This is a genomic window from Pseudonocardia sp. GCM10023141, from assembly GCF_042653605.1.
In genome coordinates, this window is sequence record NZ_JBHSIR010000017.1 from 106,589 (window position 1) to 133,418 (window position 26,830).

Annotated in this window: 29 protein-coding genes; 15 read left to right on the plus strand and 14 right to left on the minus strand. The window is 73.0% G+C overall.

Annotated elements, in window-relative coordinates; translation table 11 throughout:
• Window positions 1–17: 17 nt before the first annotated feature.
• Window positions 18–608, plus strand: coding sequence for a hypothetical protein (locus ACFPFQ_RS09040; RefSeq protein WP_379616757.1), 591 nt, complete (start codon window positions 18–20; stop codon window positions 606–608).
• Window positions 609–1,400, plus strand: a complete 792-nt coding sequence (locus tag ACFPFQ_RS09045; protein WP_379616759.1) for a class II aldolase/adducin family protein — start codon at window positions 609–611, stop codon at window positions 1,398–1,400.
• Here the strand turns inward: ACFPFQ_RS09045 and ACFPFQ_RS09050 are convergent.
• A complete protein-coding gene (locus tag ACFPFQ_RS09050; protein ID WP_379616761.1) occupies window positions 1,375–1,926 on the minus strand; it encodes an inorganic diphosphatase in 552 nt (183 codons plus the stop codon). The genes ACFPFQ_RS09045 and ACFPFQ_RS09050 overlap by 26 nt on opposite strands.
• Before the next feature lie 101 nt (window positions 1,927–2,027).
• Here ACFPFQ_RS09050 and ACFPFQ_RS09055 point away from each other — a divergent pair, with 101 nt between their 5' ends.
• Complete coding sequence (locus ACFPFQ_RS09055) at window positions 2,028–2,582, plus strand: dihydrofolate reductase family protein (protein WP_379616763.1); 555 nt, start codon at window positions 2,028–2,030, stop codon at window positions 2,580–2,582.
• On the opposite strand, the gene ACFPFQ_RS09060 is transcribed toward ACFPFQ_RS09055, so the two are convergent.
• Genes ACFPFQ_RS09060 through ACFPFQ_RS09075 form a run of 4 tightly spaced genes read right to left on the minus strand, consistent with a single transcriptional unit; the run spans window position 2,561 to window position 6,325 of the window.
• Window positions 2,561–2,833: a hypothetical protein gene (locus tag ACFPFQ_RS09060; RefSeq protein WP_379616765.1), complete on the minus strand. Its 273-nt coding sequence runs from the start codon at window positions 2,831–2,833 to the stop codon at window positions 2,561–2,563. The genes ACFPFQ_RS09055 and ACFPFQ_RS09060 overlap by 22 nt on opposite strands.
• A gap of 48 nt (window positions 2,834–2,881) precedes the next feature.
• The gene (locus ACFPFQ_RS09065; RefSeq protein ID WP_379616767.1) at window positions 2,882–3,526 is read right to left on the minus strand and encodes a class I SAM-dependent methyltransferase; all 645 of its coding nucleotides are present in this window, start codon (window positions 3,524–3,526) and stop codon (window positions 2,882–2,884) included.
• A gap of 49 nt (window positions 3,527–3,575) precedes the next feature.
• Window positions 3,576–4,574, minus strand: a complete 999-nt coding sequence (locus ACFPFQ_RS09070) for an LLM class F420-dependent oxidoreductase (RefSeq protein WP_379616769.1) — start codon at window positions 4,572–4,574, stop codon at window positions 3,576–3,578.
• Complete coding sequence (locus ACFPFQ_RS09075) at window positions 4,571–6,325, minus strand: class I adenylate-forming enzyme family protein (protein WP_379616771.1); 1,755 nt, start codon at window positions 6,323–6,325, stop codon at window positions 4,571–4,573. The genes ACFPFQ_RS09070 and ACFPFQ_RS09075 overlap by 4 nt, the downstream gene beginning before the upstream one ends.
• 123 nt (window positions 6,326–6,448) lie before the next feature.
• Here ACFPFQ_RS09075 and ACFPFQ_RS09080 point away from each other — a divergent pair, with 123 nt between their 5' ends.
• The 4 genes from ACFPFQ_RS09080 (at window position 6,449) to ACFPFQ_RS09095 (ending at window position 9,636) form a co-directional block, all read left to right on the plus strand.
• Window positions 6,449–7,675, plus strand: a complete 1,227-nt coding sequence (locus ACFPFQ_RS09080; protein WP_379616773.1) for an acetyl-CoA acetyltransferase — start codon at window positions 6,449–6,451, stop codon at window positions 7,673–7,675.
• A gap of 77 nt (window positions 7,676–7,752) precedes the next feature.
• Window positions 7,753–8,130: a nuclear transport factor 2 family protein gene (locus ACFPFQ_RS09085; protein WP_379616775.1), complete on the plus strand. Its 378-nt coding sequence runs from the start codon at window positions 7,753–7,755 to the stop codon at window positions 8,128–8,130.
• Window positions 8,127–8,492, plus strand: coding sequence for a hypothetical protein (locus tag ACFPFQ_RS09090; protein ID WP_379616777.1), 366 nt, complete (start codon window positions 8,127–8,129; stop codon window positions 8,490–8,492). The genes ACFPFQ_RS09085 and ACFPFQ_RS09090 overlap by 4 nt, the downstream gene beginning before the upstream one ends.
• Before the next feature lie 139 nt (window positions 8,493–8,631).
• Window positions 8,632–9,636 (plus strand): magnesium and cobalt transport protein CorA, encoded by a 1,005-nt coding sequence (locus ACFPFQ_RS09095; RefSeq protein WP_379616779.1) that lies wholly within the window; start codon window positions 8,632–8,634, stop codon window positions 9,634–9,636.
• 7 nt (window positions 9,637–9,643) lie between these two features.
• On the opposite strand, the gene ACFPFQ_RS09100 is transcribed toward ACFPFQ_RS09095, so the two are convergent.
• The 3 genes from ACFPFQ_RS09100 to ACFPFQ_RS09110 form a co-directional block, all read right to left on the minus strand.
• A complete protein-coding gene (locus tag ACFPFQ_RS09100) occupies window positions 9,644–11,074 on the minus strand; it encodes a DUF2252 domain-containing protein (RefSeq protein WP_379616781.1) in 1,431 nt (476 codons plus the stop codon).
• Between the two features lie 122 nt (window positions 11,075–11,196).
• Window positions 11,197–12,852: a hypothetical protein gene (locus ACFPFQ_RS09105; protein WP_379616783.1), complete on the minus strand. Its 1,656-nt coding sequence runs from the start codon at window positions 12,850–12,852 to the stop codon at window positions 11,197–11,199.
• 152 nt (window positions 12,853–13,004) lie between these two features.
• On the minus strand, window positions 13,005–13,208 hold the full coding sequence (locus tag ACFPFQ_RS09110) for a tautomerase family protein (RefSeq protein WP_379616785.1): 204 nt from the start codon (window positions 13,206–13,208) through the stop codon (window positions 13,005–13,007).
• A 171-nt stretch (window positions 13,209–13,379) separates the two neighbouring features.
• Here ACFPFQ_RS09110 and ACFPFQ_RS09115 point away from each other — a divergent pair, with 171 nt between their 5' ends.
• Window positions 13,380–16,820 (plus strand): indolepyruvate ferredoxin oxidoreductase family protein, encoded by a 3,441-nt coding sequence (locus ACFPFQ_RS09115; RefSeq protein WP_379616787.1) that lies wholly within the window; start codon window positions 13,380–13,382, stop codon window positions 16,818–16,820.
• 163 nt (window positions 16,821–16,983) lie between these two features.
• Here the strand turns inward: ACFPFQ_RS09115 and ACFPFQ_RS09120 are convergent, their stop codons facing one another.
• Window positions 16,984–17,928, minus strand: a complete 945-nt coding sequence (locus ACFPFQ_RS09120; RefSeq protein ID WP_379616789.1) for an FAD-dependent oxidoreductase — start codon at window positions 17,926–17,928, stop codon at window positions 16,984–16,986.
• A 173-nt stretch (window positions 17,929–18,101) separates the two neighbouring features.
• Here ACFPFQ_RS09120 and ACFPFQ_RS09125 point away from each other — a divergent pair, with 173 nt between their 5' ends.
• From ACFPFQ_RS09125 to ACFPFQ_RS09135, 3 genes are all read left to right on the plus strand, one after another.
• Window positions 18,102–18,572, plus strand: a complete 471-nt coding sequence (locus tag ACFPFQ_RS09125; RefSeq protein ID WP_379616791.1) for a peptidoglycan-binding domain-containing protein — start codon at window positions 18,102–18,104, stop codon at window positions 18,570–18,572.
• 113 nt (window positions 18,573–18,685) lie between these two features.
• A complete protein-coding gene (locus ACFPFQ_RS09130; RefSeq protein ID WP_379616793.1) occupies window positions 18,686–19,633 on the plus strand; it encodes a class I fructose-bisphosphate aldolase in 948 nt (315 codons plus the stop codon).
• A 52-nt stretch (window positions 19,634–19,685) separates the two neighbouring features.
• Window positions 19,686–20,474, plus strand: coding sequence for an enoyl-CoA hydratase/isomerase family protein (locus ACFPFQ_RS09135; RefSeq protein WP_379616795.1), 789 nt, complete (start codon window positions 19,686–19,688; stop codon window positions 20,472–20,474).
• Here the strand turns inward: ACFPFQ_RS09135 and ACFPFQ_RS09140 are convergent.
• Window positions 20,459–20,962: a winged helix-turn-helix transcriptional regulator gene (locus ACFPFQ_RS09140; protein ID WP_379616797.1), complete on the minus strand. Its 504-nt coding sequence runs from the start codon at window positions 20,960–20,962 to the stop codon at window positions 20,459–20,461. The genes ACFPFQ_RS09135 and ACFPFQ_RS09140 overlap by 16 nt on opposite strands.
• Window positions 20,963–21,081: 119 nt before the next feature.
• Between ACFPFQ_RS09140 and ACFPFQ_RS09145 the strand changes: the two genes are divergently transcribed.
• Window positions 21,082–21,846: an SDR family NAD(P)-dependent oxidoreductase gene (locus tag ACFPFQ_RS09145; RefSeq protein ID WP_379616799.1), complete on the plus strand. Its 765-nt coding sequence runs from the start codon at window positions 21,082–21,084 to the stop codon at window positions 21,844–21,846.
• A 3-nt stretch (window positions 21,847–21,849) separates the two neighbouring features.
• Here ACFPFQ_RS09145 and ACFPFQ_RS09150 read toward each other — a convergent pair whose 3' ends face one another.
• Entirely contained in the window at window positions 21,850–22,209 is a 360-nt protein-coding gene (locus ACFPFQ_RS09150) for a hypothetical protein (protein ID WP_379616801.1), read from the minus strand.
• Window positions 22,210–22,364: 155 nt separating this feature from the next.
• Between ACFPFQ_RS09150 and ACFPFQ_RS09155 the strand changes: the two genes are divergently transcribed.
• Window positions 22,365–23,906 (plus strand): MFS transporter, encoded by a 1,542-nt coding sequence (locus ACFPFQ_RS09155; protein WP_379616803.1) that lies wholly within the window; start codon window positions 22,365–22,367, stop codon window positions 23,904–23,906.
• On the opposite strand, the gene ACFPFQ_RS09160 is transcribed toward ACFPFQ_RS09155, so the two are convergent.
• Complete coding sequence (locus ACFPFQ_RS09160) at window positions 23,875–24,483, minus strand: hypothetical protein (protein ID WP_379616805.1); 609 nt, start codon at window positions 24,481–24,483, stop codon at window positions 23,875–23,877. The genes ACFPFQ_RS09155 and ACFPFQ_RS09160 overlap by 32 nt on opposite strands.
• Window positions 24,484–24,600: 117 nt before the next feature.
• Window positions 24,601–24,945: a DUF3040 domain-containing protein gene (locus ACFPFQ_RS09165; protein WP_379616807.1), complete on the minus strand. Its 345-nt coding sequence runs from the start codon at window positions 24,943–24,945 to the stop codon at window positions 24,601–24,603.
• Window positions 24,946–25,084: 139 nt separating this feature from the next.
• On the opposite strand from ACFPFQ_RS09165, the gene ACFPFQ_RS09170 reads away from it, so the two are divergent.
• Window positions 25,085–26,011 (plus strand): NAD(P)H-binding protein, encoded by a 927-nt coding sequence (locus tag ACFPFQ_RS09170; protein ID WP_379616809.1) that lies wholly within the window; start codon window positions 25,085–25,087, stop codon window positions 26,009–26,011.
• Between the two features lie 98 nt (window positions 26,012–26,109).
• Window positions 26,110–26,562, plus strand: a complete 453-nt coding sequence (locus tag ACFPFQ_RS09175; RefSeq protein ID WP_379616811.1) for a DUF6918 family protein — start codon at window positions 26,110–26,112, stop codon at window positions 26,560–26,562.
• 57 nt (window positions 26,563–26,619) lie between these two features.
• On the opposite strand, the gene ACFPFQ_RS09180 is transcribed toward ACFPFQ_RS09175, so the two are convergent.
• Window positions 26,620–26,808: a hypothetical protein gene (locus ACFPFQ_RS09180; RefSeq protein ID WP_379616813.1), complete on the minus strand. Its 189-nt coding sequence runs from the start codon at window positions 26,806–26,808 to the stop codon at window positions 26,620–26,622.
• Window positions 26,809–26,830 lie beyond the last annotated feature (22 nt).

Below are 26,830 nucleotides of genomic sequence, written 5' to 3' on the forward strand. Positions count from 1 at the left end.
ACGTACCCGTCGCCTCCGTGCGCTACCGGACCGGCGGGATGCATCAGCCCGGCCGGGTGGAGAAGCAGCGGCTGAACCTGCCCGCGGAGATCGACATCAGCGCCATCGCCCCGGACCGGACGCTGGCCGACATGCTGGTGACCGGGGAGATCGACGCGCTCTACGCCCCGCGGACCCCGCGTCCGCTCCTGGACGGCAGCCCGCACGTGCGGCGGCTGTTCGCCGACCCGCGCGCGGTCGAGGAGCAGTACTTCGCCGAGACCGCGATCTTCCCGATCATGCACGTGGTGGCGCTGCGCCGCGACGTCCACGAGGCCCATCCGTGGATCGCCCGGTCGCTGTACTCGGCGTTCGAGCAGGCCAAGGCGCAGACCGTCGCGCGGATGGCCGAGACCGCGGCCAGCCCCTACCTGCTGCCGTGGCTCTACGCGGAGGTGGAGCGCACCACCCGGCTGCTCGGCGCCGACTTCTGGTCCTACGGCCTGGACCGCAACCGTGCGACGCTGGCGGTGTTCCAGCGCTACGCCCACGAGCAGGGGCTCATCGGTCGCGTGCTCGACCCGGGCGAGCTGTTCGTCCCCGAGACGCACGAGAGCTACGTGATCTGAGTGACGGACGAACCCTTCGCCGATCAACCCTTCGCCGACCAACGCAGCGCCATCGCCGAGGCCTGTCGGGTCATGGCCGCCCGCGGTCTCGCCGACGGCATCCTCGGCCACATCAGCATGCGGGTCGACGCCGAGCACCTGCTCGTGCGCTGTCGCGGCCGGCACGAGCGCGGACTGGCGCACACGGTGCCCGACGACGTCCGGCTGGTCGATCTCGACGGCCGGGGCGAAGTCGGGGGCGATCTCGGCTACCGCGTGCCCGCCGAGCTGCCCCTGCACGTCGAGGTGCTGGTGCGCCGGCCCGACGTCGACGTCGTGGTGCACGCCCACCCGTTCGCGGTGGTGGCCGCGGACCTCGCCGGGCACCCGATCCGCCCGTTGCTGGGCGCCTACGACATCCCGGGCGCACACCTCGCGGCCGGCGGGGTGCCCGTGCATCCGCGATCGGTGCTGATCCGGACCCGGGAGCTGGCCGCGGAGATGGTGGACTCGATGGGGGAGCGACCCGTCGTGGTTCTGCGTGGCCATGGGCTGACCGCTACCGGCGCCGGCCCGTCACAGGCCGTGCTGCGCGCGATCAGCGTCGACACGCTCGCCCGGATGACGCTGGCCGTCGCCGCGGCGGGTGGGGTGCCCGTGGCCATCCCCGCGTCGGACCTGGCTGAGCTGCCCGACCTCGGCAGCGCCTTCAACGACACGGTCGCCTGGCGCCACGAGCTCAGCAGGCTCACCCCCGCACCCGAGAGCGGCGCGGTGCCGCAGCCGCTCAGATCGCGGCGGGCGGATCGCTGACCAGCGCGTGGTCGGCTTCGTTCTCCTGCGCCTGCAGCCGCTGGCGGGATCGCACGATCTCCGCCTCGGCGTCGGCGCGACCGGCCCAGGAGGCGCCCTCGACGCTCTTGCCGGGTTCGAGCTCCTTGTAGATCTCGAAGAAGTGCTGGATCTCGAGGCGGTGGTACTCCGGCAGATGGTGGATGTCGCGCAGGTTCTCCAGGCGCGGGTCGTGCGCGGGCACGCACACGAGCTTGTCGTCACCGCCCGCCTCGTCGCGCATCCGGAACATGCCGATCGTGCGGCAGAGCACCAGTACCCCGGGGAAGAGCGGCTCCCCGACGGTGACGAGCAGCGCGTCGAGCGGATCGCCGTCCTCACCGAGCGTGTGCTCGACGAAGCCGTAGTCGCCCGGGTAGTGCGTGGCGGTGAACAGCGTGCGGTCCAGCCGGATCCGGCCGCTGACGTGGTCGACCTCGTACTTGTTGCGGCTGCCGCGGGGGATCTCGATCAGCACGTCGAACTCGAGGGGATCGGCTGCGGTCACCGGGTGACGCTACCCCGGTAGTGCCCGGTGATCGACGGGCGGTGGGCGGGCTCCGAGGCGACCATGATCTCATCGGCCCCCACCGAGACCCGGAGGCCATCATGGGCAAGATCACAGTGCACGAGTTCGTCAGTCTCGACGGCGTGTTCGAGGACCCGAGCTGGACGGCCGAGTTCGGCTTCACCGAAGGCATGGGCGCGGCGATCGGCGCCATGACGGGCGCGTGCAGCGCGCTGCTGCTGGGCCGCCGGACCTACCAGATGTTCGCACCGGCCTGGTCGGCGCGCTCCTCGGAGGACGACCCCGGCGTCGCGTTCTTCAACGAGTCCCCGAAGCACGTCGTGTCGTCGACACTGACGGCCGCCGACGAGTGGCAGAACTCGAGCGTGCTCGGCGCCTACGACCCCGCGGTGGTGCGCACGCTCAAGGACGAGGCCGACGGCGATCTCTACATCAGCGGCAGCGGCACCCTCGTGCGGGCGCTGCTGGCCGACGGGCTGGTGGACGAGCTGCACCTGCTCGTCTACCCGGTGGTGCTGGGTTCGGGTGCCAAGCTGTTCCCGGAGGGCTCGCAGCGCACGCCACTCGCGCTGGCGGCACAGGAGGGCTTCGAGAACGGGGTGCTGCACCTGACCTACACGCCGCCGGTGGCCTGAGGGCCCACCCGCCGGTCGACCGTCTCGCGATACCGGGCGTGCTCGACGTCGTCGCGACCCGCGGTGGCCCACTCCATGGTCAGCGGGTGGATCAGCTCGGGCCGCCGCTCCTCCCGCAGGTACGCGATGACCGAGCGGATGCGCTGGTGCGCAGCGTCCATCGTCGGGTAGTCGCGCAGGGCGGCGGCACGACGGTGCGTGAGTGTCGCATCACGGTACGCGCGGACGGCATCCTCGAGGCTTTCGAACATGTGGTCGAGTATGCGGGTGAGGTAGGCGCGCGCACCAACCGGCTCGCGTCACGGTCGGTGGAACTGGGCGCGCCAGCGCAGGACACCAGGCGCCTCCTGCGGGCCGCGGATGGCGACGGCCGCGAGGCCGTCGCGAGCGAACGCGTTGAGCTCGTCGTGCGCGAGTCCCCACGGCGGGCCGATGCCGGGGTCCGGGACGAGCCGGGCGAGCGCGATGACCAGGAGCGTGCCGCCGGGTGCCACGAGGTCGCGCACGTGGGCGATGGCGGCGGCGCGGACCGAGACGGGCATCGCCTGCACCGTCATGATCTCGACGACCAGGTCGAACCCGTGGCGCCACTCGGGTGGGGGCGAGAGCAGGTCGGCCACCCGGTAGTCGACGGTGGAACCGGGGAACCGGCGGCGGGCGCCCTCGACGGCGGTGGGCGCGACGTCGAAGGCGGTGGTGGCGAATCCGTGGCGGGCGAGCAGTTCGGCGTCCTCACCGAAGCCGCAGCCGATGGTGAGGGCCCGCCGGTCACGCTGGTCGAGCTCGAGCTCGACCAGCCAGGGTTCCAGCAGCGGGTGCGGGGTACCGCGATCCCACGGCACCACCGCCGTTCCCGCGGCCGCCTCGGTGTAGAGGCGGTCGAACCAGGCCGTCGGACCGCCGCCGGCCGCCAGGTCGCGGGTGTGCTGATCGGGATCCGTCACGCGTTCCTCCTCCGAGTGCCCTGCTGTCGATCATGCGGCAGGGTCGCCGCTACCCAGGCAGCACTTTCCCGATCTCCGCAGTGACCGCCAGGGTGTGGGCTCCGGCGGGGTCCTCGTCGGTTGCCGCCGGCACGATCACCACGTCGTCGGCGCCCGCCGCCAGGTACGCGCGGATCCGCGCCTCGACGTGCGCGGCGTCGCCCACGAGGCCGACCGCCCGGCTGAGCTCGGCAGGCACCCTGGCCAGCAGCGCGCCCGGGTGCGGTCCGGTCTGCGCGAACGCCACGAGCTCGCCGAAACCGGCGCGGGTGAACATCGTGCTGTAGCCGGGGGCGGCCAGGTAGCCCACGACACCGCGGCGCAGCTGCTCCACCGCCGCGGGGCCGTGGTCCACGGCCGCGGTGACCCAGACCGCCACCCGCGGGCACGGCCTGCCGGCCTCCGCGGCAGCGGCTCGCACCTGCTCCACCAGCAGCGCGACCGTGTCGACGTCGACGAGGTTGAGCACGACCCGGTCGCCGTGGCGGGCCGCCGCCCGGATGGCGTGCTCACCGAACGCCGCGATCGCCAGCTCCGACCTCGGTGCCGGGAGGCGGAGCCGGTATCCGGACGAGCGCACGACCGCCCCGTCGAGATCCGCCCGGGAGCCGTCCAGCAGCGCGCGGACGGCCTGCGCCGACTCGGCGAGCGCCGTGGCCGAGCGCACCCGGTCCCGGCCGTGCCACCGCTCGACCACGACGGTGGAGGAGGTGCCCAGCGCCACCCCGACGGTGCGGCCGGTGAGGGCGGCCACCGACGCGGCCCCCATCGCGATCATCATCGGGTCGCGCACGGCCACCGCGAACGGGCCGAGCACCAGGTTGCTGTGCCGCAGCGCGGCCCCGACGTGCGCGCCGAGCGCGAACGCGTCCCAGGTGGCCATCTCGCCGATCCAGATCGCGCGGAACCCGAGCGCGTCGGCGAGCGCCGCGGTCTCGAGCACCTCGGCCGGTGGGCGGTCCTGCCAGAGCCCGAGCGACACCTCGAGGGAGCATGGGGGTGCGGTCACGGGCGGGGTGTCCGCATCTCGTCGCGCAGCTGCCTCTTGAGGATCTTGCCGACCGGGTTGCGCGGCAGCGCGTCACGCAGCTCCAGCCGCTCGGGGAGCTTGTAGCCGGCGATCTGCTGCGCCTCGAGGTGCGCGATCACGTCGGCAAGGGTGATCGACTGCCCCGCTCGGGTGGCCACGACGGCCGCGACCCGCTCGCCGAGCACGTCGTCGGGGTAGCCGACGACCGCCACGTCGGCGACGGCGGGGTGGCTCGCGATCATGGTCTCCAGCTCGGCGGGCGCGATGTTCGTGCCGCCGCGGATGATCAGGTCCTTCGCCCGGTCGACGTAGCGCAGGAACTCGCCGTTCGGCCCGTCGATGACGAAGACGTCGCCGGTACGGAGGAAGCCGTCGGCGTCGAACGGGTCGGGCAGCGCCGCGGCGTCGAGGTAGCCTGCGAACACGCTCGGGCCCTTCAGGTGCAGCTCACCGGGGCGGCCAGGCTCCTCGACGATGGCGCCGGTGTCCGGGTCCACGAGCTTGACGGTGGTCTGCTGCGCGACCGCGAAGCTCCACTCCCGCCCGCCGCCGTAGCGCGGGAAGAAGCGTGCCCGCTGCGCCGGATCGGTCATGCGCACCACGTCGGTCATCAGCGCGATGCCCTCGTTGGAACCGAAGAAGTTGATGACGCTGATGCCGAGGCGCTCGTGCCAGCCCCGCACCATCCACTCCTGCAGCGGCGCCGAGCCGGAGCCGACGTGGCGCAGCGAGGACAGGTCGGCCCCGGCCAGCAGCTCTTCGTGCTGCAGCAGCATCGCCAGCAACGCGGGCGGGGCGACCGTGTAGGTGACGCGCTCGTCGCGCACCTGCGCCAGGAACACCGCGAGGTCGAACGGGTGGTGCTGCACCAGCACGCAGCCGACCCGCAGCCACGGCAGGAACATCCCGCTGATCCCCGCCATGTTGACCATGGGGAAGGGGTTGAGCAGCACCGAATCGCGGGTCAGGCCCGGTGCCTCGACGGTGCCCGAGGTCATCGTCAGCCACTCGTAGTGCGCCCGCGGCACCCCCTTGGGCCGGCTCTCGGTGCCGGAGGTCCAGCAGATCGTGAGGCAGTCGTTCGGGTCCACCGGATGCGCGTCGGCGTAGGCCGCCACGGCCGCCCGGTGCCCGTCGGTGAGGCCCGCGACCGCGTCGCCGACGCCGACCGAACCCGGCACCGGTGACGGGCCGACGTGCAGCACGGTGTGCAGCGACGCGATCTCGGGCCGCAGCGCGACGACCTCCGCCGCCGCGGCCCGCTTGCCGATCCGATCGGCGGTCAGGAATGCCGCGACCGCGCCGATGGTGGCGAGCTCCACGATCTCGTGGCGGCGGTACTGCACCGGCAGTGGCGAGACGATCGCCCGCACCCGCCAGGCGGCGAGGTAGGCCACCACCAGCTCGACGGTGTTGGGGAGCTGCACGGCGAGCACGTCGCCCTCACCGATCCCGTGGGCCAGCAGCACGGCGGCGAGCTGCTCGACCTGCGTGTCGAGGTCGTCCCAGGTGGCGCGCTGCGGGGCGGTGTCGAGCAGGTCGACCTTGTTCGCCGGGTCGATGACCGCCGGCTCCGGGCCGAGCTCCGCGACCCGATCGGCGAACAGCTGCTGCACCGTCACACCGGTCCACCAGCCGCGCTCCACGTACTCGGTGATCCGCTCCTGCGGATGCATCTTCCTGCCGGCCACCTGTCGCCTCCCGACGTCGCTGTCGTGCTGCGTGCGCATCATCTCCTCGTTGGGCCCCCGCCCGCCGTTGCGGGAAAGTGGCTTTCCTGCAAGCCGAGAGCCTGCCGCCCCGCTGCACCGTCGTGTAGTACTGGTTGCGTCGCGCGCACAAGGGAGTTCGTCGTGAGCACACCGTCCAGCTGGATCATCGGCGGCTACCAGACCGACTTCGCCCGCAACACGGCCCGGGAGGGCACGAGCTTCGCCGACCTGTTCGGCGAGACCGTGCGGCACACCCTGGAGTCGGCCGACATCCCGGCGTCCGAGGTCGGGGTCGTGCACGTCGGCAACGCCTTCGGCCAGCTGTTCACCGGGCAGGGGCAGCTCGGCGCGATGCCCGCCACCGTCGAGCCGGCGCTGTGGGAGGTGCCCGCCGTGCGGCACGAGGCCGCCTGTGCGTCCGGGTCGATGGCGCTGATCGCAGCGATGGCCGAGATCGAGGCGGGTCGCTACGACGTCGCGCTCGTCGTCGGGGCGGAGATCGAGCGCACCGTCGGTGGTGAGCTCGGCGCCCGGCATCTCGGTGCGGCGGCCTGGGTCGGGCAGGAGGGCCAGGAGGCGCGGTTCATGTGGCCGTACATGTTCGACCGGCTCACCGACGAGTACGACCGCCGCTACGGGCTCGACGACCGCTACGTCCACGCCATCGCCGAGCTCAACATGCGCAACGCGAAGCTCAACCCGAACTCCCAGACGCGCGGCTGGACGTTCACCCCGGAGAGCTTCACCGACGACGACACGGCCAACCCCCGCGTCGAGGGGCGCGTGCGGCGCACCGACTGCAGCCAGATGACCGACGGCGCCGCCGGTGTCGTCGTGGTCTCCGACCGCTACCTGGCCGCGCACGGCGACCTCGCGCGACGCCCGAAGGCGCAGGTACTCGGGTGGGGCCACCGCACGGTCGGGCTGCCGCTGGCGCAGAAGCTGGAGCGCTCCGCGGGGGACGAGTACGTGCTGCCGCACGTGCGGCGCACCATCACCGACGCCTTCGCCCGTGCCGGCATCGGTGGGGTGGACCAGCTCGACGCGATCGAGACCCACGACTGCTTCTCGATGAGCGAGTACGCCGCGATCGACCACTTCGGCATCACCGGGCCCGGCGAGTCGTGGAAGGCCGTGGACGCGGGCGACATCGAGCACGGCGGCCGGATCCCGGTGAACCCCGGCGGCGGCCTGATCGGCGGCGGCCACCCCGTCGGCGCCACCGGCGTGCGGATGGTGCTCGACGCCTACAAGCAGGTCACCGGGCAGGCGGGGGAGTACCAGGTGGCCGGCGCGCAGACCGTGGCCACGCTCAACATCGGGGGCAGCACCACGACGTGCGCGAGCTTCGTCGTCGGCAACCGCTGATTTCCGCCGCGGCGTTCCGTTCGCCTCCGTCGTGGTGTCTCAACAGGTGTCACCTCCACGACGGAAGGAACCTGATCATGACCGACCCCGGCTCCGCGGCACTGGACGTCGCACTGGCCTACCACCGCGCCTGGACCGGCCACGACATCGAGCTGGCGATGTCCTACGTCGCCGACGACATCGTCTGCCAGGCACCGCCCGGGCGGCTGGAGGGCATCGCGGCCTTTCGCGCGTTCATGGGCCCGTTCTCCCAGATCCTCACCAGGTCGGAGCTGATCGCCGCGTTCGGCGACGACACGACCGCGGTGCTGATGTACGACACCGACACCGTCCCGGTGCCCGATGCCCCCGGCGCCGAGCGCCTCACGATCCGCGACGGCCGGATCAGCCACATGCGCATCATCTTCGACCGCGCGCCCTTCGACGCGGCCCGGCAGGCGGCGGCGAGCCGGTGACGGACGCGCTCGCGGCGGACGAGCGCCGCAGCCGCCGCCGCGCGGCGCAGGCCGTGTTCGACGAGCTCGCCGAGGCCCATCTCGGCCGGCCGGGTGTGGACCGCGCCACCATGTTCGGCAGCGCCGGCCTGCGTGTCGGTACGAAGTTCTTCGCGTTCGTCGGCAGCGCCGGTCAGCTGATCGTCAAGGTGCCGGCTGCGCGGGCCGAGGCACTCGTCGCGGCCGGGCTGGGCACGCCGGTGCGGGTGGGACGCGCCGCAGCGCGGGAGTGGGTCGGGGTGCCGGGGCAGGACCGGTGGCCGGGCCTGCTGGACGAGGCCCGCACCTACGTCTCGGCACTGGTGGCGGGGTCCGCGAGCTGAACCGGACACTCGAGACGATCATGACGCAGCGGCTGTTCCGGTCAGAGGGGACGTCGCACGCCGCGCATCGACACCGGCGCCGGGAGGGACCGATAATCGGTCGGCGCTGCCCGGCGCCCTGCGCACGGGGAGTCGAGAGATGATCATCGATTGTGCCCACTACCGCGACGGGTGCCGGCAGGGCGACGGCCCGGTCCCGATCGAGGACGCGGCCACGCTGCACGGCGAGGGCGGTTTCGTCTGGCTCGGGCTGTTCGAGCCCGGGCCAGACGAGCTGGCCAGGGTGCGCGACAGCTTCGGCCTGCACGAGCTGGCCGTGGAGGACGCCCAGACCTTCCACATGCGGCCGAAGGTCGAGATCTACGACGAGACCGTCCAGCTGGTCATCCTGCGCACCGCGCGCTACGACGACGAGCGCGAGGAGGTCGACTTCGGCGAGATCAGCGTGTTCCTGGCGCCGACGTTCGTGATCACGGTGCGGCAGGGCGTGGCGAGCGAGCTGCACAGCGCGCGGTCCCGCCTGGAGCAGCGCTCGGAGCTGCTGCACGCGGGCACGGCGTCGGCGCTGTGGGCGATCCTGGACTCGGTGGTCGACGGCTACGCGCCGGTCATCGCGGGGCTCGAACGCGACATCGACCAGATCGAGGCCACCGTGTTCTCCGGGGCGGTGGCACCGACGGAGCGGATCTACTCGCTGCGCCGCGAGGCCACGGACTTCTACCGCGCCGTGCACCCGCTGCTCGCGGTGGTGGCCACGGTCGAACGGACCGCGGTGCCGCAGCTGCGGCCCTACCTCCGTGACGTGCACGACCACCTGCTGCTCATCAACGACGAGGTCGGCGCCCAGCGCGACCTGCTCGGCACGGTGCTGGAGGCGAACATGGCGGTGATCTCGGTCGAGCAGACGAAGGTCAGCGTCCAGCAGAACGCCACGATGGAGCAGCTCACGGTGCTGGCGACGGTGTTCCTGCCGCTCACGTTCGTCACCGGGTTCTTCGGCCAGAACTTCGGCTGGCTGGTGGGCCACATCGACGACTTCTGGACGTTCCTCGGCCTCGGCATCGGCGGCCTCCTGCTGCCGCTGGTGCTGCTCTACCTGTGGCTGCGGTCCCGCCGCCGCCCCGACCGACCGCCCACCCCGTAGCGGCTGGTCAGACCCCGTGCTCCACCGGGAGCAGCCCGCGGTCGACGGCGGCGACGAGGGCGGCGTGGTCGGCCTCGGTCTGGTCGGCGTAGCGACGCGCGAACTCGGCCAGCGCGTCGTCGAGCTTCGCCGAGCCACCGACGTACCCCGCGATCATCGAGGCGCCGCTGGTACGGGCGTGTCCCTTGGCGAGCAGGTGCCCGACGACGTCGGCGTAGTCGGCGAGCGCCTCGACGTCGATCGCGTCGAGGGCGATCGCGCCCTTCATGTTGCGGAACTGGCGAACGTAGAACTGGCGCCCGGCGATCTCGGTCCAGCCCAGCAGCGGGTCGCTCACGGTCTGCAGCGCCTGCTGGTACTCCACGACCCGCTGGCCCTGGTGGTCGTGCCATGCCGACTCGCCGTGCACGTAGCGGGCCAGCACCGACCGGCGGGCCTGCTTGAGCTGCAGGAACACGACGTCCTCCGGGGAGGAGCCCTCCAGCAGCGCGACGTAGGCCCGCAGCCCCACGCTGCCGACGCCGACGACCTTCTGCGCGGCGTCGAGGAACGTGTAGCCGCCGAGCACCCGGCGCCAGTGCGGCGCCAGCGTCAGGAGGTAGTCGTCGAGCGCCTCGGCGACGGCCTCGACCTCCGGGTCGGCGAGGCGGGTGATGAGCGGCGGCTCCTCGACGATGCGGCGCCTGCCCTCGACCGTCTCGGTGAACCGGGGGAGCGCGCGGTCGCTGGTGCGGTGGCGGGCCCGGCGGGCGGCGCGGCTGATCTCGTGGCCCAGCGTCGTGTCGGAGACGTCGTGGGCCAGCCGGTCGACGTCGACGCGTTCGTAGGAGCGCGACAGCAGCGGCTGCTCGGCGAGGTGGCGGACCTCGGCGCGGTAGGCGGCCACGCAGGAGCGGACCGCGGCGCCGCACCCGTCCTCGGACGCCCCGTTCTGGCGGCCGGCCACCCAGATGCTGGCCACCAGCCGGCGCAGATCCCACTCCCACGCCCCGGGATGGGCCTCGTCGAAGTCGTTGAGGTCGATCACGAGATCGCGCTCGGGGGAGGCGTAGAAGCCGAAGTTGCCCAGGTGTGCGTCGCCGCAGACGACCGGGGTGATGCCGGTGGCCGGCAGGTGCGCGACGTCGTCGGCCATCACCACGGCCGTGCCGCGCAGGAACCCGTAGGGCGAGGCGACCATCCGCCCCACCCGGATCGGCACCAGCCGCCCCAGCCTGCCCTCGTGGCTGTCCATGATCTGCGCGACCGGGTCGGGGCGGCCCACCGCCACCTGCCATTCCCCGAGCGAGGTGCGGGGGACCCGCCTGCGCAGGCCCTTGCCGAGTGCGTAGCGCTCGGCCCGGTCGATCGGGCGGTGCCGCAGCGACGCGTAGGCGGTGCCGTCGGCGTCGGCGAGAACCGTGTGTGCGTGGGCAGCGCGCTTGGCCGGAACGGTCACGTCCGGATGCTACGCAGTGATCCCCAGCACAGTGATCGCGCAGGGACTCCGGACATGCCTGCGGACATGACAGTGCCGGCCTGCTGGATCAGCAGGCCGGCACCGGTCAGGTAGCGCTCGGATCAGATGTGGAAGCCGAACAGGTGGGCCGCCCCGCCGTCGCCACCATCAGCGCTGGCGTCGGCGTGGTTGTCCTGGTCGCCGAAGATGTTGACGTTGCCCTCGTTGGAGGCGAAAGCCTCTCCACCGAAGCCGCCGTCGCCACCGAAGGCGTGAGCGAACGGGTCGAAGCCGTGGGCTGCGGCGTTGCCACCGTCGCCACCGTCGGCGTTGGCCGTGGCCGAGTTGACCTGGAGGCCACCGACGTTGATGTTGCCGACGTTGTGGGCGTCGGCGAACCCGCCGTCGCCCCCGTTGCCGCCGGTGGCCGCGCCGTGCCCGAAGCTGTCGGCGTCGCCGCCGTTGCCCCCGTTGGCGTTGGCGGTGGCCGTGTTGTCCTGGTCGCCGAAGATGTTGATGTTGCCGAAGTTCCCGGCGTGCGCCTCGCCACCGTTGCCGCCGTTGCCGCCGGTCGCCGCGCCGTGCCCGAAGCTGTCGGCGTCGCCGCCGTTGCCCCCGTTGGCGTTGGCGGTGGCCGTGTTGCTCTGGTGGCCGAAGATGTTGATGTTCCCGACGTTGGACGCGTCGGCGGTGCCGCCGTTGCCCCCGTTGCCGCCGGTCGCCGCGCCGTGCCCGAAGAAGCCGCCGGCGTGGGCGTCGCCGCCGTTGCCGCCGTTCGCGTTGGCCGTGGCGGAGTTGTCCTGGTCACCGAAGATGTTGATGTTGCCGACGTTGTGGGCGTCGGCGGTGCCGCCGTTGCCCCCGTTGCCGCCGGTGGCGGTGCCGTGCCCGAAGAACCCGCCGGAGGTGGCGTCGCCGCCGTTGCCCCCGTTGGCGTTGGCGGTGGCGGTGTTGCTCTGGTGCCCGCCGACGTTGACGTTGCCCTCGTTGGAGGCGCTGGCGGTGCCGCCGTTGCCGCCGTTGCCGCCGGTCGCGGTGCCGTGGCCGTGGGCGGTGGCGTCGCCGCCGTTGCCGCCGTTGGCGTTCGCGGTGGCGGTGTTGTCCTGGTGCCCGCCGACGTTGACGTTGCCGACGTTGTGGGCGTCGGCGGTGCCGCCGTTGCCCCCGTTGCCGCCGGTGGCGTGCCCGCCGTGCCCGGCGTCGGCGTTGCCACCATTGCCGCCGTTCGCGTTGGCCGTGGCGGTGTTGTGCTGGGCGCCCCCGACGTTGACGTTGCCGTCGTTGCCGGCCGTGGCGTGCCCGCCGTTGCCGCCGTTCCCGCCGGTGGCGGTGCCGTGGCCGTGGGCGGTGGCGTCGCCGCCGTTGCCCCCGTTGGCGTTGGCGCTGGCGGAGTTGCTCTGGTGTCCGCCGACGTTGACGTTGCCGCTGTTGTGGGCGTCGGCGGTGCCGCCGTTGCCCCCGTTGCCGCCGGTGGCGTGTCCGCCGTGGCCCGCGGTGGCCGCCCCGCCGTTGCCGCCGTTGGCGTTGGCGTCGGCGTGGTTGCTCTGGTGTCCGCCGACGTTGACGTTGCCGCTGTTGTGGGCGTCGGCGGTGCCGCCGTTGCCCCCGTTGCCGCCGGTGGCGTGTCCGCCGTGACCCGCGGTGGCCGCGCCGCCGTTGCCGCCGTTGGCGTTCGCGCTGGCCGAGTTGTCCTGGTGTCCACCGACGTTGACGTTGCCGCTGTTGCTGGCCGTCGCGGTGCCGCCGTTGCCGCCGTTGCCGCCCTGGGCGTTGCTCATGATGTTCTCCCGAGTTCGCTGCCGGGGGTTTGGGTTCCGGCTGGTTTGTGGTGATGCCAATCATGCGAGCCGGCGGCGGCCGGGGCGCTCGCCATGACGGGGGCGTGGCTGTAGCGGGAGGTAAGGGTTCTGTCACCCCAGCGGCAGTGCCCTCATCGCTGCCCGGACGCCCGCAGCTCGGCCAGCGTGTTGCCGCCGACGAACCAGTGCTCGGGTTCGCACTCGGTGAGCACCACCCGGATCGACGCGCGCGGGGCGCCGATCGACTGCTCGGCGGCGTCGGTGAGGGCCTGGCCGAGCGCGTGGAGCTGCTCGGGGGTGCGGCCACGGCCGATGGTCACCTGGATCAGGGGCATGCTGTCCTCCGGAGGGTCGGTTCGAGGTCCACCCAGTCTGCGACCCGCGGACGCTCCCGCTCCGACGCGGGTCGTGGCGCGGGGAGCGCGCCGGTTCGCGATCGTGCAGAGTGTTCGCAAGGCCGCCGCGACGGTCCCAGCAGCGAGCGCACGAGCGAGTGGGAGCACGCGATGACCCTCGAGGACACCCGGCCCGTCGAGTTCGACCTCGCCGCCCGGTACCGGGCGGGTGCCGGTCCCGTCCTGCTCACGGGGGTGCAGGCGATCGCCCGCATGCTCGTCGAGCAGCACGCCGCCGACGCCGCGGCGGGGCTGCGCACCGCGTCGTTCGTCTCCGGCTACCAGGGCAGCCCGCTGGGCGGGCTCGACCAGACCCTGGCCAAGGCGTCCGAGCTGCGGGAGAACGCCGGGCTCACCCTCGTACCCGGTGTCAACGAGGAGCTCGCCGCCACAGCGGTGTGGGGCAGCCAGCTGGAGGTCCCCGGCCACGAGCGCACGGTCGACGGCGCGGTGGGTGTCTGGTACGGCAAGGCACCCGGCGTCGACCGGGCGGGCGACCCGTTCCGGCACGGCAACATGTGCGGCGCGCACCCGTCCGGTGGCGTGCTGGTGCTCGCCGGCGACGACCCGAGCTGCAAGTCCTCCACGATCCCGTGCATCAGCGAGCGCACGCTGGCCGGATACGGCCTGCCGGTGCTCTACCCGGCCGACGCCACGGAGATCGTGCGGCTGGGCCGCTACGGCGTGGCGCTGTCGCGGGCGTCCGGGATGTGGGTCGGCATGAAGATCACCGCTGACGTCGCCGACGGCATCGACACCGTCGACGGCAGCTGCGGTGACGTCGCGATCACCGTGCCGGAGATCGAGTGGGACGGGCAGCCGTGGCGCTACCGCCAGTTCCCGATGCTCGTCCCGCCGGGCTCGCTCGAGGCCGAGGCCCAGATGTACGGACCGCGCTGGGCGATGGTGCGGGCGTTCCTGGCGGCGAACCCGATCAACACCGTGGCGGTCGAGACACCGGGTGCGTGGCTGGGGATCGTCGCGGGCGGCAAGGCGTTCACCGACGTCCGCCAGGCACTGCGCGACCTGGGTCTCGACGACGAGGGCTGCCGCCGCGCCGGGATCCGGCTGCTGCGCCTCGGCATGATCCACCCGCTGGAGCGCGACCTGCTGCGGGAGTTCGCGTCCGGCCTCGACACCGTGCTCGTGGTGGAGGAGAAGAGCGCGTTCGTCGAGTCGGCGGTGCGTGACGTGCTCTACGGACTCCCGGCCGCTCCCGCGGTGATCGGCTCGGCGGACGCCGACGGCACACCGCTCGTGCCGGTGGCGGGGGAGCTGACGGCCGGGGTGCTGGCCGGGCCGCTGCGGCGCATCCTGGCCGATCGGGTGGAGCTGCCTCCGATCAAGCGCGACCCGCCCGTGCTGCAGCTGCTGCCCGTCGCCCGCACGCCGTACTTCTGCTCGGGCTGCCCGCACAACCGCTCCACGATCGTGCCCGAGGGTGCGGTGGCCGGTGGCGGCATCGGCTGCCACGCGATGGTGGCGTTCACCCACCGCCCGTCGAGCGAGGTCACGTCGATCACGCAGATGGGCGGCGAGGGGGCGCAGTGGATCGGCCAGTCGCCGTTCACCACGGCGGGGCACATGTACCAGAACATCGGCGACGGCACGTTCGCGCACTCCGGGCAGATGGCGGTGCAGGCGTGCGTCGCCGCGGGGGTGTCGATCACCTACAAGCTGCTCTACAACCGGGCCGTCGCGATGACGGGAGGGCAGGACGCCGAGGGTGGCCTGGAGGTACCGGCGCTCACGGCGAAACTGCTCGCCGAGGGTGTCTCGAAGATCATCATCTGTGCGGACGAGCCGGAGCGCTACCGGGCACTGCCGGCGCTGCCCGGTGGTGTCCTGCTCTGGCACCGCGACCGTCTCGACGACGCCCAGGCGGCGCTGGCCAAGGTAGAGGGCGTCTCGGTGCTGGTCTACGACCAGCGCTGCGCCGCGGAGTCGCGCCGGATGCGCAAGCGCGGCACGCTGCCGATCCGCCCCACCCGGGTGATCATCAACGAGGCCGTCTGCGAGGGTTGCGGCGACTGCGGGGTGAAGAGCAACTGCCTGTCCGTGCAGCCCACCGACACCGAGTTCGGCCGCAAGACCCGCATCGACCAGACCTCCTGCAACACCGACTACTCGTGCCTCGACGGCGACTGCCCCTCGTTCGTCACCGTGGAGCTGCCGCCCGGCACGGCGGCCGCGCAACAGGATCGCCCGGAACCGCCTGCGGTGGCCGACGTCGAGCGGCCCGCGGCCGGAGACGTGTTCCTCGCGGGGATCGGCGGCACCGGCATCGTCACGGTCAACCAGGTGCTCGGCTCCGCCGCCGTCCGCGACGGGCTGGCCGTGCACGGGGTGGACCAGACCGGGCTGTCGCAGAAGGCGGGCCCCGTCACGTCGCACCTGCGGATCGCGGCCGACGCCGCGGCGCTCGGCCCGGCCAACCGCGTGGGTGCCGGCACGGCAGGCTGCTACCTGGCCTTCGACGTGCTGGTCGGCGCCGACGGCCGCTACCTCGGCTACGCCTCGCCGCAGGAGACGGTCGCGGTGGTGTCCACGAGCCCGGTACCCACCGGGTCGATGGTGCGTGACGCCGGGGTCGCCGCTCCCGATGTGGCGGGGCTCGTCGAGCGGATCGCCGGTGCCAGCCGTTCGGTGGTCCAGCTCGACGCGCAGGCCGCGTCGCGGGCCCTGTTCGGCGACGCCATGCCGGCCAACCTGCTCCTCGTCGGGGCCGCGTACCAGTCCGGGGCACTGCCGCTCTCGGCGTCGGCGATCGAGTGGGCGATCGAGCTCAACGGCGTGGCCGTCGCGGTCAACACCGCCGCGTTCCGGTGGGGGCGGGTCGCGGTGGCCGACCCGGCAGCGTTCGCCGCGGCGACGGCCCCGCCGGTGGCCACAGCGCCCGTGCCGGCGCCGCTGCCGTCCTCGATCGGGTTGGGGGAGCTGGCCGGGGAGACGCGGCGGCTCGTCGAGATCCGGGCCGCACAGCTCGTCGGGTTCCAGGGCGAGCGCACGGCGAAGCGCTACGTCGCCGACGTGCTCGTCGCGTGGCGCGCGGAACGGCGACTGGGGGAGGAGACGGCGTTCAGCCAGGCCGTGGCTCGCGGACTGCACAAGCTCACCGCGTACAAGGACGAGTACGAGGTGGCTCGGCTGCTCACCGACCCGGCGTTCGAGGCAACGCTGGCCGCGGAGGTGCCCGGCGGGGTGAAGCAGCGCTACCGGCTCCACCCGCCGGTGCTGAAGGCGCTGGGCCGCAGCAAGAAGATCGCGCTCGGGCCGTGGATGCGACCGGTGCTGCGGACGCTGGCCAGGGGCAGGGTGCTGCGTGGCACCCCGCTCGATCCGTTCGGACGCACCGAGATCCGGCGGCTGGAGCGGGAGCTGCGCGACTCCTACCGGGCGATGGTGTTGCGGCTGGCGGGGTCGCTGACCACGGAGACGGTGGGGACGGCGGTTGCGGCAGCGGAGGCAGCCGATCTTGTGCGGGGGTACGAGGACGTCAAGCTGGCCAACGTGCAGCGGTATCGGGTGCGGTTGGGGGAGCTCGGGGTGTGAGGTCGGTGCAGGTCAGCGGGCGAGTTGCGGTGCATGGGCCCGCGAGTTGCGGCGGAAGGGCCCGCGAGTTGCGGCGGAAGTGCCCGCGAGTTGGGACGGAATGACCCGCGAGTTGGGGCAGATCGGCCCGGCCGCCACCCTCTTGGTGGCGTCCCAGCAGGGGTCAGCTCCCGACCAGCGCGACGAGATCCGTGGCGCAGCCCCAGCTCAGGGTGATGCCGGAGCCGCCGTGCCCGTAGTTGTGCAGGATGCGGGCCCCGCCCCGAGCGGGTGCCGACTCCTCGAGCCGGACGGTGGGCCGGGCCGGTCGCAGGCCCACGATGTGTTCCAGCACGGTGGCCGTGGCCAGTGCGGGGACGATGTCGCGGCAGCGGCGGACGATGGCGGCGGCGGCTTCGGGGTCGACGCGGGTGTCCCACTCGTTCTCGTCGAGCGTGCCGCCGAGGATGCAGTCGGTGGTGCGGGGGTGGACGTAGGCCCGACCGTCCGGATGCGACTCGTCGCGCACCGACACCGTCAGGCCGGGGTTGCTGACCCGCACGATCTGCCCACGCACGGGATGGACGCTCGGGTCGGCGGCCAGCTCGCGGGCCGCGAGGCCGGTGCAGTTGATCACGGCTGCGGTCTCGCCCGCGACGTCGTCGAGTGCGGCGATGCGCCGGTCGATCATGGTGCCGCCCAGCGCGGCCACCCGCGCGACGAGCCACGGCAGGTACAGCGGCATCTCCACCAGCGGCACCACGAACCGCAGCCCGTAGTCGTATCCCGGGGGCAGCTCCGCGGCCGGGGCCGGGCGGACCCCACCGACCGCGGCAGCCCAGTCCGGCTGTCCGGGCGGGCGGCGGTAGAGCGCCAGCGACTCCCGCATCACCACCCCGGGCACGCCGGAGCGGGCCTGCAGCGCGAGCTCGGTGTAGGTGCGAGCACCCCAGTCGAGGACCCGATCCGGCGGTCCGACGTGCGTCGGGAACCACACCGCCGCCGCGAGTGACGACGTGGACGCCGACGTCGGGCCTGCCGCCACCACCCGCACCCGGTGCCCGGCCTCCAACAACCGGACGGCGGTGGTCAGACCGCTGATCCCCGCGCCCACCACGGTCACGTCCACGGTCGCGCCCCCTCCACCGTCGCCATCCTGCCCGAGGCAGGTGTCCACCGATCGGCCGACACCTGCCTCAGCACCGTCATGGCCCTGCCGGCCGACAGTGTCGATCTCCGCGGCGGCGCATCGTAGGGACATCGGGGAAACACCCCGGGACCACCGCACAAGGAGTCACCACCATGGACACCGCGCCCCTCCCCACCGTTCCCGCAGCCAGCACCCCCCGCCGCGGTCGCACCATCGCCCTCGCCATCGGCGCCACCCTCGCCGGGGCGGGCATCGCCACCGGCATCGTCTTCGGGCTCACCGCAGGCACCGCCGCAGCCGCCCCCACCACCCCGGCCACGATCATCGTCGACGGTGGCGGCCAGGCTCCGGCGCACGTCGTGACACCCATCAAGCCGGTCGTTCCGGTCACGCCCATCACCCCCGTCGGCCCCAGCGCGGCGATCTCGACGCTGCAGAGCGAGCTCGGGCAGCTCAACTACTACGAGGGCCCCGTCACCGGTGTCATGAACACCCAGACCACGCAGGCCATCACCTACCTGCAGCGCGACGCCCACCTGCCCCAGACCGGCACGATGAACGCCGCCACCCAGGCCGCACTCGCCAACTTCCTCGCGCACGGCAACAACCAGATGGGCTCCTGAGCCGCACCCTGCCCCACCGATTCCCCCGCAGCGGGGACGTCGGGGCCGGGGCGAGGTGCGACCGTCATCGTCGTGGGACCACCCTGCTGACCCGTTCCCGAGGAGTCGATGACGTGGATGCTCTGCGGCAGTGCCTGGACGAGCTGTTCACCCCCGGTCGGGGGATCGTCGCGGTCGACACGACGCCGGCGACGCTGGCGACCCGGTTGCGGTCGGTGGATCTCGCACCGTCGGCCGAGGCGGTCGATTCCTACCTGGACATGCTCCTGGGCACCCCGGAGCTCGCGGCCGCGGCGAGTGGTGTCGTGCTGGCGCCCGAGGAGTTCGACGGCGAGCGCGCGCAGCGGCTGCGCGCGGCCGGGATCCGGACCGGGGTGCGTGCCGACACCGGGCACGAGCGGCTGGCGGCGGACGCCCGCGACCGCGTGACGACGGGCCTGGAAGGGCTCTCGGCCCGACTGGGCAGGCTGCACGACCTGGGCGCGTCCTTCGCGGTGTGGAGCGCCGTCGCGCGACCCACCGCCGACCGCCGCGGCGAGCGGGTGCTGACCGCCAACAGCCAGGCTGCCGCCCGGTTCGCACACCTGTGCCAGGGCCTGGGCGTGGTGCCGGTCGTGCGGATCGGCACGCGGGTCGGCGGTGCGGAGGGCGCGCAGCGCAGTGAGACGGCCGGCGCGGCGCTGCGGAGCTTCGTCGCGCACCTGGGCGAGCTCGACGTCGACCCGGCCGCCACGGTGATCAGCACCGAGCTGGACCCGGACGCCGACCGCGCCGCGATCGGAGCCGGGCTGCTCGACGCGATCCCGGCCGGCATCGGCGGGGTCGCCATCACCACCAGCGGCTACTCACTCCACGACGCCGTCGAGGCGATCTCCGCCGTGTGCTCGGCCGCGCCGCCGTGGCCCGTCACGTTCTACGCGGGCCGCCATCTCACCCGCCCGGCGCTGCAGGCGTGGCAGGGCCGCGATGCGTCGATCAGCGCGGGGCGCCGCGCGCTGGCCGCGGGTCTGGCCGAGGCGAGTGCCGCGGTGCTCGCCGGGGCCGTCACGGGACAGGGTTGAGCCCGGTCCCGAGTCGGTTGTTTAACAAGACTGTGGCTGTTAGCGTCGGGCCATGGCGAAGAAGGTGGACTGGACGCTCGATGGCGACGTTGCTGTCATCACGATCGACAACGCCCCGCTGAACCTGCTCGACATCGCGACGATCGAGGACTTCGGCACCGCCGTCACCGCGGTGCGCGAGAGCGATGCGCGTGCCGTGCTGCTGCGGGCGACCGGCCGGATCTTCTCGGGCGGTGCCGACGTCGGCATGTTCCGGGGCATGACCGCGCGGGAGGCGGCGAGCCGGTTCCAGGTCTGGCTGTCCTACGTCCACCGCCTCGAGATGGCGCCGGTCCCCACCATCGCGGCGGTGCACGGGCTCTGCCTCGCCGGTGGCCTCGAACTGGCGCTGGCGTGCGATCTCATCCTCGCGGCCGAGGGCACGAAGCTCGGGCAGACCGAGGCCAGCATCGGCACCACGACGTTGCTGGGCGGCGCCCAGCGCATCGCCCAGCGGGCCGGAACGTCGCGGGCACGACGGATCTGCTTCACCGCGGCGATGTTCGACGCCGTCGAGTTCGAGCGCTGGGGCATCGTCGACAGCGTCGTGCCTGCCGCATCGCTCGAGGCCGAGGCCATGACGCTCGCCCGCGAGCTCGCCGCCGGTCCGACGCAGGCCCACGCCACCGTCAAGGCGATGATCCGGGTCGCGGCCACCAGCGGGGTCCAGGCCGCCGACGACTTCCTGCTCGCGCACGCGTTGGAGCTGTTCGACAGCGACGACATGATCCACGGCGTCGACACCCTGCTCGAGCACGGTGCGCGTGACTTCCGGGCGCACACGGCCTACGTGGGGCGCTGACGTCGAGGCGTGCTGACCTCAGGACGCGCCGCCGGCCGACGAGCCCCGGGGCCGGGGCGGATGCGGACCTCCGTGGCGGGCACCTCCCCGCATTCCGCACACCGCAGCTCCGAGTGCACGGCGTGCCCGCAGGTCTTGTGCTTCGCGACGGCGGGCGCCGAGTCGGGTCCGCCGAGCAGCCAGCGGTCGCCCCACTGCATCAGGTCCAGTAGCACCGCCACCAGTTCGGCGCCGCGGTCGGTGAGGCGGTACTCGTGGCGCGGGGGACTGTCCTGGTAGCGGCGGCGCTCGAGGATGTCATGGGCGACGAGCGTCTTGAGCCGGTCGGTGAGGATGTTGCGGCTGATCCCGAGATCGGCCTGGAGTGCCTCGAAGCGGCGGGCGCCGTAGAAGATGTCGCGCAGCACCAGCAGCGTCCACCACTCGCCGAGGATCTCCAGGCTCTGCGCGATCGAGCAGTGCATGTGGGCCACCGAGGTCCGCTTCATCCCGTGACGATACCTCCGTCTCGTGACGGGACTGACGCCTCCGACCGCATCCGGAGCCGGGTCCGTTTAGTATGGCGATTATCCGGACGCGGCTCCGGTTCGATCCGACGGAGGACGGCGTGACCACACGACTGACGGGCACCGTGGCGCTGGTGACCGGTGCCAGCAGCGGCATCGGGGAGGCGACCGCGCGGGCGCTCGCGGCGGAGGGGGCTGCGGTCGCGCTGCTGGCCCGCCGCGGTGACCGGCTCGAGGCACTCGCCGGCGAGCTGCGGGCCGGGGGAGCCACGGCGCTCGTGCAGGCGGTCGACATCACCGACCCGCAGCAGGCCGCGGCTGCCGTCGAGCGCGTGGCGGGCGAGCTCGGCAGGCTCGACATCGTCGTCAACAACGCCGGCCTGATGCTCACCGGCCCGGTCGCCGACGCCCCGGCGGACGAGTGGCAGCGGATGCTCGCCGTGAACGTCGAGGGCCTGCTGCACGTCACCCGCGCCGCGCTGCCGCACCTGGTCCGTGCGGCAGCGATGGCGCCGCGCCATGTCGCCGACCTGGTCACCATCAGCTCCACCGCCGGCCGGGTCGCCCGGCCGGGAACGGCCGTCTACAACCTGACCAAGTTCGGCGTGAACGCCTTCTCCGAGGCGCTACGCCAGGAGGTGCTGGCGCAACGGGTGCGGGTGGGCGTCGTCGAGCCGGGCACGGTCGACACCGAGCTGGCCTCGCACGTGCGTGCCGGCATCCGCGAGGCGATCGCGCGCCAGACCGGGGAGATCGAGGCGCTGCGGCCCGCGGACATCGCCGACGCCGTATCCTACATGGTCACCCGGGACCGCCGGGTCGCGGTCAACGAGATGCTCGTGCGCGCCGGTGCGCAGACCTGGTGAGCGTCAGCGCACGGTGGTGCTGATGTCGAGCACGGCGACGCCGCCCTGGATCGAGCGCACGGACGTCGTGATCCGGGCCCGGTCCGAGCCGAACGCCATGCGGCCGCCGACGCCGGTCATGGAGACGCTGCCGCCGTTCGGGCCGCCCTTGATCGAGACGGCGACGGCGTAGGAGGTGACGCCGACGACGGACAGGACCGTCGGCCCGGCCCTGCCGTCGAGGGGGATGTCCACCGGGCCGGACACGGCGATGGTGCAGGTGCCGTTGAAGCAGCTGCTGACATCCGGTGTCGCAGCGCCGGCAGCCGGCACTGCGACGGCGAGCAGGGCACCCAGTGCGAGGACGGCGATGCTGCGGACCATGGGCTCAACGTAGATCGATCCCGTGGCGGCGCGCTTGCCGGACCACCCGATCAGGGAACCTCCGCCCGGATGTCGAGCGCGGCATGTCGAGCGCGGCCGTTCGGCTCCGACCAGGTCGGGAAGAGCATCGACCGTCCGAGCCGGAGGACCGAGACATGACCAACCCGACTGCGAGCCGGGCGGCTGTGCCGCCGATCGCGGGGCGACGCCAGTGGTGGGGGCTCGCCGTGCTGGCGCTGCCGACGCTGCTGAGCGCCGTCGACATGAACGTCCTGTTCCTGGCGCTGTCCCACCTCGCGCACGACCTGGACCCGACGGCCGCCGAGCAGCTGTGGATCACCGACGTCTACGGCTTCGTCCTTGCCGGCTTCCTCATCACCATGGGCACCTTCGGGGACCGCGTCGGCCGTCGCAAGCTGCTGTTCCTCGGCGGCTCGGTCTTCGCCTGCGTGTCGGTGGTCGCGGCCTACTCGGTCAGCCCGCTGATGTTGATCGTCTGCCGGGCGCTGCTCGGCATTGCGGGGGCCACCCTGATGCCCTCGACGATGGCGTTGATCACCACCATGTTCCGCGACGGCCGCCAGCGCGGCGTTGCCATCGCGATCTGGGCCACCTGCCTGTTCGGTGGTGCGGCGCTGGGCCCGGTGGTCGGCGGGGTGCTGCTGGAGCGGTTCTGGTGGGGCTCGGTCTTCCTCCTCGCCGTCCCCGTCGTCGTGGCGACGCTGCTGGTCGGACCGTTCGTGCTGCCCGAGTCCCGCGGCGCCGATGCCGGCCGGCTCGACCTCGCCAGTGTCGGGCTGTCGTTGGGCGCCGTGCTGCCGATCGTCTACGGGATCAAGGCGCTCGCCACCGGCTCGTCGTCGCCGATGGTGGGCGTTGCGTCGCTGCTCGGCGGTGTGCTGCTGGCGGTCGTGTTCGTGCGCAGGCAGCTGACGCTGGAGACGCCCCTGCTGGATCTGGGCCTGTTCCGCCTCTCCCGGGTCAGCATCGTGCTGGTGACGTTGGTCGGGGCCGGCGTCGTCATGGCCGGCGCCGGGCTGCTGATCACCCAGTACCTGCAGTCGGTGCTCGGGTACTCGCCGCTGGAATCGGCGGTCCTGTTCGCCCCGATGGGCCTCGCCGTCGCCGCGGGCACGATGCTGACCCCGGCGATCACCCGTCACGTCACGGAGAAGGGGGCCATCTGCGGGGGGCTCGTGCTCGCCGCGATCGGCGCGGCCGTGCTGCTGCTCGTGCCCGCCGACGGCGGGGCCGCGACGGCCATCGTCGCGGTCGCGGTGCTGGCGCTCGGCACGGGACCGCTCTTCGCGTTGGGCGTCGGCTACATCGTGGGCGCGGTTCCGACCGGCCGGGCCGGAGCGGCCGCATCGCTGTCGGAGACGGGCAACTACGTGGGCGGCGCGCTCGGCATGGCACTGATGGGGACGCTGGGCGCTGTGGTCTATCGCGCCCGGATGGCCGAACTGGTTCCGGACGGCGCGTCCGGCGCGCTCGCCAGGGCCCGGGAGACGATCGCCGGAGCGGTCGACGCCGCCGCCGGCATGGCACCCGTCGACGCCGCCCGGCTGCTGGACACGGCCCACGCGGCGTTCACCGGCAGCGTCCACACCATCGGTGCCATCGGCGCCGTGGTGTTCCTCGTGCTCGCCGCGGCGATCACCCGGATCAGCCTCGCGACGGCCGGCTCGCCCCGGTGAGGGGGGCGCCTGCGTCCGCGGCCTCGACGGCGGCATCCCATGCCCGCCGGCACCGTTCGACGGCGACGACGAACCGATCGGCCGGCTCGGCGCCGGGATATCTCTCGGTCAGCAGGGCGCTGACCTCGGCGAAGGAGTCGACGAAGCGGGCGGTGGCCGGCCGGCTCACATCGGCGAGCGCGGGCCGGGCCAGCACGGCCATCCGATCGCACTCGAAGGCCGCGAAGGCCTGCGCGGTGCGTCCGTGGCGTTCGACCGCGTCGTGCCACGCGCGGTGGCCGTCACCGCGCTGTAGCAAGGCGGTGCGGGCCCACTCGCGCAGACGGCGATCGACCCCGGTGGCGTGCACGAGCACCGCGACGAGCAGGAGCGCCACCAGCAGCCCGGGCAGGGCGGGCCACCAGCCGGGTCCGCCGAACCACGCCGCCGCGGGGCCCCCGTGCCAGCCGGGGCCGCCGGGTCCCTCGTGCCAGCCAGGTCCGCCCGGTCCACCGGGTCCGGGACCACGCCAGTCGGGTCCGGGGCCATGCCAGCCAGGACCGCCGGGCGGTCCGCCGTCGCCATCGAACTCGGGCATTTCGGTGCCTCCCGACGTCGAGCACTCCGCGCGTGCTCGTCGACGGTAGTCACACCGGGCCGGCCCGGGTGGGTTCTTCAGGTTTCTTCAGCTGACCGGTCCAGCGCTACGTGCGGCTCAGGCGGGCGGCCTGCGATCGGGCCACGGCCCGCCGACCCGGCCACCGCGCCAGCCACGCTGGCCGGTGGGCTTCGCCCCGGCGCCTGCCGGGAACCGCACGCGGCGGATCAGGAACGTGATGGCCGCCAGCGCGGCCGCCAGCAGACCGGCGCCGGTGGCGCCGGGCAGGAACAGGCAGACGAGCGCGAGCACGGTGGACACGGCGATGGTGATGTCGTGGCGGTGGCGGGCCCAGGTCTCCGCCCGGCCGTGACGCCGCAGCACGGCAGCGAGCGCGGCGTCCTCACGTTCGAGTCGCTGCTCGATGTCGTGCAATGCAGAACGGTCGGGTTCGCTGAGCATGTTGACCTCCGGTAGCCCCAGAGTAATCGTCTGTGACGAGTTGCGCTCGGCGCCAGGACTGTGGCTTCTCCGTCGTCGACCGTGCGGTTCGGGGCGGCCACCGGTGGCGGCATCCGGCGGCGCGGGGGAAGGTGCGTGCATGCAGGTACTGGTGACGGGTGCGTCCGGCTTCGTCGGCAGGCGGTTGGGCCCCGAACTCGAGGCCGCGGGACATGCGGTGCGCGCGATGACGCGCCACCCCGAGAGCTACGCGGGCGCAGGCAAGGCGGTCCACGGCGACGTGGCGGACGCCGCATCGCTGGCCGCGGCGCTGGCCGGCTGTGAGGTCGCCTACTACCTCGTGCACTCCCTCGACGCGGCCGACTTCGAGGAGCGCGACGCTGCGGCCGCCCGGCGGTTCGGCCGCTGCGCGAGCGAGGCCGGGGTGCAACGCATCGTCTACCTCGGCGGCCTCGGCGACGACGCCGACGAGCTGTCGGCGCACCTGCGCAGCCGCCGCGAGGTGGAGGAGCTGCTCGGATCCGGTGGCGTGCCGGTCACCACACTGCGTGCGGGGATCATCGTGGGACACGGCGGCACCTCGTGGGAGCTGACCCGCCAACTCGTGGAGCACCTGCCGGCGATGATCACGCCGCGGTGGGTGCGCACCCGCACGCAGCCCATCGCGGTGGACGACGTGGTGCGCTACCTCGTCGGCGTGCTCGACGTCGAGGCCACCGTCGGCAGGCACTTCGACGTCGGTGGCCCCGAGGTGCTCGCCTACGCGGACATGCTGCGCCGGGTGGCGGTGATCGAGGGCCGGTGGATGCCCGTGGTACCGGTGCCGCTGCTGTCGCCGCGCCTGTCCTCGCTCTGGTTGTCGCTGGTCACCGACGTCGACGCGCAGACGGGCCGTTCGCTGGTCGATTCCATGAGCAACGAGGTGGTGGTGCGCGACGACACCATCCGCAGGCTCGTCCCGTTCGAACCGATGGACTACGACGCCGCGGTGCTGCAGGCGCTGGGCGAGCGAGCCGCCGCGGCGCGCGGGAAATCCGCCCCGAAGCCGGCCCGAAAGGGGGCGTGAGCGCATCGTCGCCGCCGCGGGCGCATCGTCGCAGCACCGGGGCCCGTGCCCACCCCGCCATTCCCGGTATCTCGATCATGAAATAGTGTCCCGCACTCGTGACAGCAACACTCTCCGACACCCTGCTCCGCGATGACCGGCGCACTGCCCTGATCGACGACCTGACGACGGTGGTCGACCAGGAGGTCTCCGACAAGCACGGGGTATCCGGCGCGGTCATCAAGACCGCCTACGCCGCGGCCAAGAAGATGCGTCCCGGCCTCGTCCCCGGTGCGCTCAACCGCATGCTCGACGACTTCGTCGTCGCGCTCGACCCGATGTACGGCGACTACCGGGCCGCCGGGGGCGCCGGGTTCGGCCCCTACCTCGTCAGCCGCTCCGACGAGGCTTCCGAGGCGCTGCTGAGCGTCTCTGACGGCCGGGCCCAGCGGACGTCGATGGAGAGCCTGCGCAAGGTCTACGAGAAGCTGCGCCCGACAGGTCGCAAGAACGTCGCCGAGGCGCTGCCGCGCCTCGGTGCCGTGATCGAGCAGCACGCGACGGCCGGCTGAGCAAGGCTCCGGCACCTTCCTGCGCCCCGGACGTCCGGGGCGCAGGAAGGCGAGTGGTCAGGCCGCGTCGGGCAGTTCGGCGATCCGGAGCCAGCCGCGCCGCTCGAGCAGCAGGTCGATGTCGGCGCGGAACGCGCGGACGAGCGCGGGGAACCGCGGACCTGCCCGCCGGATCCGGTCCGCCAGCGCGGCGAGATGCCGGTCCAGCGCGTCGACGGTGGAGCAGGGATAGGCATCACCGTTCACCCCGATGACGGTGCTGACGGGA

Coding starts and splice junctions, on each gene's coding strand:
- ACFPFQ_RS09055 (WP_379616763.1), top strand. CDS start 2,028: ATGGGCAAGATCACAGTGCACGAGTTCGTCAGTCTCGACGGCGTGTTC.
- ACFPFQ_RS09060 (WP_379616765.1), bottom strand. CDS start 2,833: ATGTTCGAAAGCCTCGAGGATGCCGTCCGCGCGTACCGTGATGCGACA.
- ACFPFQ_RS09075 (WP_379616771.1), bottom strand. CDS start 6,325: ATGCGCACGCAGCACGACAGCGACGTCGGGAGGCGACAGGTGGCCGGC.
- ACFPFQ_RS09085 (WP_379616775.1), top strand. CDS start 7,753: ATGACCGACCCCGGCTCCGCGGCACTGGACGTCGCACTGGCCTACCAC.
- ACFPFQ_RS09095 (WP_379616779.1), top strand. CDS start 8,632: ATGATCATCGATTGTGCCCACTACCGCGACGGGTGCCGGCAGGGCGAC.
- ACFPFQ_RS09105 (WP_379616783.1), bottom strand. CDS start 12,852: ATGAGCAACGCCCAGGGCGGCAACGGCGGCAACGGCGGCACCGCGACG.
- ACFPFQ_RS09110 (WP_379616785.1), bottom strand. CDS start 13,208: ATGCCCCTGATCCAGGTGACCATCGGCCGTGGCCGCACCCCCGAGCAG.
- ACFPFQ_RS09115 (WP_379616787.1), top strand. CDS start 13,380: ATGACCCTCGAGGACACCCGGCCCGTCGAGTTCGACCTCGCCGCCCGG.
- ACFPFQ_RS09125 (WP_379616791.1), top strand. CDS start 18,102: ATGGACACCGCGCCCCTCCCCACCGTTCCCGCAGCCAGCACCCCCCGC.
- ACFPFQ_RS09135 (WP_379616795.1), top strand. CDS start 19,686: ATGGCGAAGAAGGTGGACTGGACGCTCGATGGCGACGTTGCTGTCATC.
- ACFPFQ_RS09140 (WP_379616797.1), bottom strand. CDS start 20,962: ATGAAGCGGACCTCGGTGGCCCACATGCACTGCTCGATCGCGCAGAGC.
- ACFPFQ_RS09150 (WP_379616801.1), bottom strand. CDS start 22,209: ATGGTCCGCAGCATCGCCGTCCTCGCACTGGGTGCCCTGCTCGCCGTC.
- ACFPFQ_RS09155 (WP_379616803.1), top strand. CDS start 22,365: ATGACCAACCCGACTGCGAGCCGGGCGGCTGTGCCGCCGATCGCGGGG.
- ACFPFQ_RS09160 (WP_379616805.1), bottom strand. CDS start 24,483: ATGCCCGAGTTCGATGGCGACGGCGGACCGCCCGGCGGTCCTGGCTGG.
- ACFPFQ_RS09165 (WP_379616807.1), bottom strand. CDS start 24,945: ATGCTCAGCGAACCCGACCGTTCTGCATTGCACGACATCGAGCAGCGA.
- ACFPFQ_RS09170 (WP_379616809.1), top strand. CDS start 25,085: ATGCAGGTACTGGTGACGGGTGCGTCCGGCTTCGTCGGCAGGCGGTTG.